Annotated in this window: 5 protein-coding genes; 1 reads left to right on the top strand and 4 read right to left on the bottom strand. The window is 71.1% G+C overall.

The annotated features are described in order from the left end of the window. Positions 1-401 precede the first annotated feature (401 nt). Positions 402-1418 (top strand): serine/threonine-protein kinase, encoded by a 1017-nt coding sequence (locus AB0I68_RS38110; protein ID WP_363182031.1) that lies wholly within the window; start codon positions 402-404, stop codon positions 1416-1418. Between the two features lie 37 nt (positions 1419-1455). Here the strand turns inward: AB0I68_RS38110 and AB0I68_RS38105 are convergent, their stop codons facing one another. The 4 genes from AB0I68_RS38105 to AB0I68_RS38090 all read right to left on the bottom strand — a co-directional run. Beyond that, positions 1456-1686: a helix-turn-helix transcriptional regulator gene (locus AB0I68_RS38105; RefSeq protein ID WP_363180251.1), complete on the bottom strand. Its 231-nt coding sequence runs from the start codon at positions 1684-1686 to the stop codon at positions 1456-1458. Positions 1687-1856: 170 nt separating this feature from the next. Beyond that, entirely contained in the window at positions 1857-4283 is a 2427-nt protein-coding gene (locus tag AB0I68_RS38100) for a SpoIIE family protein phosphatase (protein WP_363182029.1), read from the bottom strand. 129 nt (positions 4284-4412) lie between these two features. After that, complete coding sequence (locus AB0I68_RS38095; RefSeq protein WP_363182028.1) at positions 4413-5117, bottom strand: 4'-phosphopantetheinyl transferase superfamily protein; 705 nt, start codon at positions 5115-5117, stop codon at positions 4413-4415. A gap of 11 nt (positions 5118-5128) precedes the next feature. After that, positions 5129-6418 (bottom strand): aminotransferase class I/II-fold pyridoxal phosphate-dependent enzyme (locus tag AB0I68_RS38090; RefSeq protein WP_363182026.1); only part of this gene is annotated, 1290 nt, incomplete at its 5' end.

The following is a 6418-nucleotide window of genomic DNA, read 5'->3' as shown; positions in this document are numbered from 1 at the left end:
CGATGCCACCACCGACCAGTGCGACGGAAGCTCCGGCCAGGACGATACGACGGGTCCAAAAACGCTCAGACATGAGAATTCTCCATTCGGTGTCACAAAGAGGGTTTGTATTTCCGCCCCGCGGAAAGGCCGGGGATGATATTCCGGCCTCGTGTTCTCCGGGAGTTCCCGGTGAGGGCGTACTTCAAATAAACCCTGTGCGGGGACATGCGTCACGCCACTCGAAGACGTGACTTGACACCGAGGACCAATCTTGTGAGGCCGCTGTGGAGTGGGCCGGACCGGACGGTCAATCCCAAAGGGGCACTCGTGTGGATCACTGGATAGACTTTCAGGTAGGGAAGAGCGGCCCGTCGCGTGGGCGAGCCGTCACCGGGTCGGCCGGGTGAGGGTGGTGCCTGATGGGCACGGCATCGGACTTGAGCCTGTACGCAGGCCGGCCCTCCGGCCTGATCGGGAAGCAGATCGCGGGTTACCGGGTCGAGCGCATGATCGGCCGCGGTGGCATGGCCGTCGTCTACTGTGCGCGGGACCTGAACCTGGACCGCACGGTGGCGCTCAAGCTGATCGCTCCGGAGCGCGCCCGCGACGAAACCTTCCGGCGCCGCTTCACCCGCGAATCGCGGGTCGCCGCGTCGATCGACCACCCGCACATCGTGCCGATCTTCGAAGCCGGTGAGACCGACGGCGTCCTGTACCTCGCCATGCGTTACGTCTCCGGCCTGGACCTGCGGGCGTTGCTGGACCGGGACGGCCCGCTCCCCGTGGCGACCGCCGTCCGCATCGCCGCCCAGGTGGCATCCGCACTCGACGCTGCCCATGAGCACGATCTGGTGCACCGGGACGTCAAGCCCGGCAACATCCTGATCGCCGCGGGCACCGACAGCGAGCATCCCGAACACGTCTATCTCACGGACTTCGGTCTGACGAAGAACGCGCGGTCGATCACCGGGATCACCACCACGGGCGAGTTCCTCGGCACGCTCGGCTACATGGCGCCGGAACAGATCTCCGGCCGGCCGCTGGACGGCAGGTGCGATCTCTACAGCCTCGCCTGTGTGGTGTACGAAACCCTCGCGGGCGGGCCGCCCTTCGTGCGTGACGAGGACGCGGCGCTGCTGTGGGCGCACCAGTACGACCCGCCGCCTCCGCTGACCGAGCGGCGGCCGGGGATCGCACCCGCCGCCGACGACGTACTGGCAAAGGCCCTGGCGAAGATCCCCGAGGACCGCTACGGCTCCTGCCTGGAATTCGTGGCGGCCCTGCGCGTCGCCACCGGGGCCGGCATCGCCCAGCCCGTTGATCCACCGCCCCGGGTGGGTTCCCGGCCTCCCGGGAACCCGGGGACCCTGGTGTCGCCACCGGATCCTCCGGTTTGGGCCCGGCCGGTCTTCCGCGGCCCGCCCGGCGGGCCGTAGGCCACTCCGCTCCGTACGGGCGGGCGTCGGCCGGGGGTCACAGCCCCAGGGAGATGGCCAGGCGGGTCAGTTCCGCCGTGCTGTTGATGCCCAGCTTGGCGCGGATGCGGCGGAGGTAGGCGTCGACGGTGTGCTTGGAGAGTCCCATGTGGCGGGCCGTCTGCAGGTAGGTGCGTCCTGCGGCGATGTGTCCCAGTGCCTCCTGCTCACGCGGGGCCAGGGTGAGTGCGGGGGTTTCGGCGTGCGGGGTGGTGAGGGTGAGGCTCATGGGATTCCTCCGCCGGATCGGCTCGGTCATCACTGCTCACACCCTCGGAAGCAGGTGGACATATACCTGAATGTCGCTGTATGTCCGTGTTAAAGAGCTTGGCCGCGCGACTTCATGGGAGTGTCCGCCGACTGTCACAGGCGTGTGACAGGGCCGAAGCGCCGGCGTCCTCAGTACCCGACGAGGGACTGCTCGGCCCAGATGGTCTTGCCGATGGGGGCGTGCCGGGTGCCCCAGCGCTGGGCGAGCTGGGCGACCAGCAGCAGGCCCCGCCCTCCCTCGTCGAAGGTCCGGGCCCGCCGCATGTGCGGGGCGGTACTGCTCGTGTCGGAGACTTCGCAGATCAGGGTGCTGTTCTCGTGAATCAGCCGCAGCTGGATGGGCGGCTCGCCATAGCGGATGGCATTGGTGACCAGTTCGCTGACCAGGAGCTCGGTGACGAAGGAGGCCTCCTCGAGCCCCCAGGCCGTCAGCTGGTCGGTGGTGCGCCGACGGGCGTGGGAGACGACAGAGGGGTCGGAGGGCAGGTCCCAGACGACGACCTTGTCGGCATGGAGGGCCCGGGTACGGGCGATGAGCAGGGCGACGTCGTCATCGGGCCGGTGGGTCAGCAGAGCCGTCAGTACGCGGTCGCAGACCGTCTCGAGGGTGGAGGCGGGATGGGCGAGGGCGGCGAACATGCTGTCCAGGGCCTCGTCGATGTCGTGCTCACGGGCTTGCAGCAGACCATCGGTGTACAGGGCGAGCATGCTGCCCTCGGGAAGGTCGACCTCGATGGTCTCGAAGGGGAGGCCCCCCAGCCCCAGCGGCGGGCCGGCCGGGACATCGAGGAGGTACACGGCGCCGTCCGGGGAGACCACGGCGGGCGGGGGGTGGCCGGCCCGGGCGACGGTGCAGCGGCAGGTGACCGGGTCGTAGACCACGTACAGGCAGGTGGTGCCGATGCCCCCGGCGGTTTCCCCGACGGTTCCCCCGTCGGCCTCGTCGGCGGACAGATGGATGATGAGGTCGTCGAGGTGGGTGAGCAGCTCGTCGGGCGGCAGGTCGACGTCGGCCAGGGTGCGTACCGCAGTGCGCAGCCGGCCCATGGTGGCGGCGGCACGGATGCCGTGGCCGACGACGTCTCCCACGACCAGGGCCACTCGTGCGCCGGACAGCTGGATCACGTCGAACCAGTCGCCGCCCAGGCCGGCCGCGGTACCGGCGGGCAGATAGCGGGAGGCGATCTCGAGCGCCGCCTGGGTGGGCAGCGTGTGCGGGAGCAGGCTGCGCTGCAGCGTCATGGTGGTCGTGTGCTCGCGGGTGGCACGACGCGCGTCGTGGATGCTGACGGCCGCCCTGGTCGTGAGCTCCTCGGCCAGCCGCAGGTCCTCCGGCTGGAAGGGCTCCCGGCGCTGGTGGCGGCTGAAGACGGCCAAGCCGAGCGTGACACCGTCGGCCTGCAGCGGCACCACCATCATGGAGTGGGTCCCGTACTCGCTGATCCAGGCAGCCCCGGGGTCCTGGGCCACCCATCGGGCCACGGCCGGGTCGGTCGCCCCGTACACGGCGCCGCGGCCCGCGGCCAGACATTCGGCGGGAGGCGACAGCGGCGGATAGCTGGTCGTCCCTCCGACCGAGACCTGGGACTCCGGGCTTCCTTCGAGGATCGACCGCACAGCGGTACGGCACACGGTGACCGGTCCTGCCACGGGGGCGGAGGACGGTTCGTCGCCGCGCGGGGGAGGATCCAGCAGGTCGACGACTGCGAAGTCGGCGAGCCGGGGGACGGCGACCTCGGCCAGCTCCTGCGCGGTGAGGGTGCTGTCCTGGGCGGTGCCGATGCGGGCTTCGGCGACGTCAGGCAGGGGCATCCGGCGCCGGTCACCCGCGGGTGCGGTCCTTTCGTGCGCGGCCAAGGACACGGCGCGGACCCGGCCGTCCGGGTCCAGCAACGGGGCCAGCGAGGTCGCCCAGCCGTGGTCCGTACTCGCACCCGCGGGACGGATGAAGGCATCCAGGTGCTGCGGCTCACCGGTCTCCAGCGCCAGGCGCATCCTCCGCTCGGTCTCGTCGCTCACGGGATCCGGCGCGATTTCCGGCAGCCGCAGCCCGCGCATCTCGGCTTCCGTGAGGGACAGCGTGCGCTCCATGCCGGCATTCGCCTGGATCAGCCGCAGGTCCGTATCGAAGATCGCCAGGAAACAGGGGGACTGGGCGAACGCCCATTCCTTCAGAGGTTCGCCCCAGGCCGTGCGCGGCTCGGCCGGCACGGCGGACACGACGAGCCACTGGGTGGTCCCGCCGCTGGACGTCCAGCGGTGCGCGAGCAGTCCCAGTTCCATCCGGCGGCCGTCCCGGTGGCGCAGCGCCACCGTGCCACTCCACCGCTCCTGGCCGGGCGGGATCCGCGTATCGCCGAGGCCGTCGGCGAGCAGGTCGGCAGCGGGCAGCCCCACGACCTCGGAAGGGACGTAACCGAGCAGTCGGCGGGCGTCCTCACTCCACTCCGTCACGATGCCCTGCTCGCTGATGGTGGCCGTGGCCGTGTATGCCGACGCGAGGGAGGCGCTCGTTTCCTCCGGCCGCTCACCAGGAAAGCTGGGAAGTTGCTCCATCGCCGCTCATCTCGCCCTCGCTCGTTCCTCGGCCGCCGTCCCACGGAAACCTGCACGGCCAGGCGCTCCACTGACAAGCATGATCCGGCAGGGCAAGGAGCACCAACGCAGTGCTGCCACAGGGGGCGCTCAGCCGGCCGGCCCCGAGGAGAGGGCCGCAGGGAGCCCCGGTGGCGTGGCAGGGTGCGCGAGGACGAGGGCGAGGACCGCATCTGCCTCCCGCCACACCATCGCGCGGCGCCGTCCGCTGAGTACGGGTGGCCGGAGGCCGAGGATCCGGACGCGGCGCGGAGCGGGCCCGAAGATGCCGGTCCGGTCGGCCTTGACCGCGGCTTCCTTCAGCGCCCAGGCGCCGGCCATGGCATCAGGCCGGTCCGTACCGATGAGGGCGAGCTCGGCGGGGGAGAAGGCGTGGTCCGCGACACGGCGTACCGCGGCGGCCGAGACGGTCTCGCACAGGTCCACTCCGACCGCTTCCGGTGCGAGGGCCGCGGCGATGTGGCGGGCGGTGTGGCTGATGGAGACGTTCACGGCGGGCATCGGGCTGCCGCCGACGACGACGTGAGGGCTGCCGTCGTCACGCGCGAGGATCTCCACCTCGTGCGCCGGCGCGGCGATGAATTCGCCGACCAGGCGCTTGGCGAGCAGACGGCCGGCCAGCCACTCGGCCCGCCGCCGGGCCGGCAGCGCGTGGACCGCGTGCCGTTCGGCCGGTGAGAGGAGGGGTGAGCGGAGCGGTGCCTGCCGGAGGTCGGGGCGGCGGGCCACGATGAGGCCGGCTCCGCCCCATCGGTGGATGTGGCCCGGCGTGATCGGCGGAAAGGTGGTGTACATGGCGGCGGGGGTCAGGCGGCGGGGGCCCGGTCCAGGTGCCGCAGCTCCTGCTCCAGCGCGCTCACGGCGCGACGGATCTGGTCGGGAGCGTGGTCACAGGTGATGAAGAAGCGCAGCCGGGCCATGTCCTCGGGTACGGCCGGATAGAGGATCGGGTTGACGCTGATGCCCTGCTGGAACAGGGCCTCGGCGAGTCGCAGGGTCTTCAGCGAGTCCCCGACGATGCACGGGACGATCGGCGTGTCGTGACTGTCCCCGATGCTGATGCCCGCATCGCGCGCGAGGCGGACGAACAGCGCCGCGTTCTTCGAAAGAAGCGCCACGCGCTGCGGCTCGGCACGCAGCAGTCGCAGAGCGGTCAGGGACGCGGCGGTGTCGGCCGGGGTCATGCCGGCGCTGTAGACGAAGCCCGGAACGGTGTAGCGCAGGTACTCGATGACCGAGCGGTTCCCGGCGACGTAGCCACCGCAGCTCGCCAGCGCCTTGGACAGCGTGCCCGACCACAGGTCGACGGCTGAGCGCTCGACGGCGAAGTACTCGCCGATGCCCCGCCCGGTCGCGCCGATCGTTCCGATGCTGTGCGCCTCGTCGATCATCAGCAGCGCACCGTGCCGGCGCTTGACCTCGATGAGAGCGGGCAGGTCGGCGATGTCGCCGTCCATGCTGTACACGCCCTCGATGACGACGAGGACCCGCCGGTACTGGTGGCGGACCTGCCCGAGGACGGCGTCGAGGGCGGCTGCGTCGTTGTGGCGGAACGGCCGCCGGGTCGCGCCGGAGAGCTTGCATCCCTGCAGGATGCTGTCGTGGGCCAGGGAGTCGTGGATGACGAGGTCCCCGGGTCCGACGAGGTGCCCGATCACGGTGACGTTGGTGGCGTGCCCGTTGGCCAGAGTGATCGCGGCTTCGCATCCGAGCAGGCCGGCGAGCTCCGTCTCGAGTTCCAGGTGGAGCGGACGGCTGCCGGACAGCAGCCGGCTGGCGGACACCGACGTGCCACCCCGCTCGATCGCCTCCTTGGCCGCCTCGGTCACCCGAGGGTGCGTCGCCATGCCCAGGTAGTTGTAGCTGGAGAACGAGACGAGTTCCCGGCCGTCGATGACGGTCGTGTCCGTGATGCCGCCGGCGTGGACGAGGAAGTACGGGTTGGGCAGCCCCATCCGGGCGAACGCGGCGATGCGCTCGCGGTGGGCGGCGACCTCCGGGAAGCACTCGATCCGCGTGTGCTGTCCGGGCAGCGCGGTGGCGGCGGGGGCTTCCGGCGCGGGGACCGGCCCGGCGCGGGGGCCGCGCGGGCGGGC

Source organism: Streptomyces sp. NPDC050448 (assembly GCF_040655295.1).
GTDB lineage: Bacteria > Actinomycetota > Actinomycetes > Streptomycetales > Streptomycetaceae > Streptomyces.
The sequence above is the reverse complement of the archived record's forward strand: the minus strand, read 5'-3'. Positions and strand labels throughout refer to the sequence as shown.

Coding starts and splice junctions, on each gene's coding strand:
- AB0I68_RS38110 (WP_363182031.1), top strand. CDS start 402: ATGGGCACGGCATCGGACTTGAGCCTGTACGCAGGCCGGCCCTCCGGC.
- AB0I68_RS38105 (WP_363180251.1), bottom strand. CDS start 1,686: ATGAGCCTCACCCTCACCACCCCGCACGCCGAAACCCCCGCACTCACC.
- AB0I68_RS38100 (WP_363182029.1), bottom strand. CDS start 4,283: ATGGAGCAACTTCCCAGCTTTCCTGGTGAGCGGCCGGAGGAAACGAGC.
- AB0I68_RS38095 (WP_363182028.1), bottom strand. CDS start 5,117: ATGTACACCACCTTTCCGCCGATCACGCCGGGCCACATCCACCGATGG.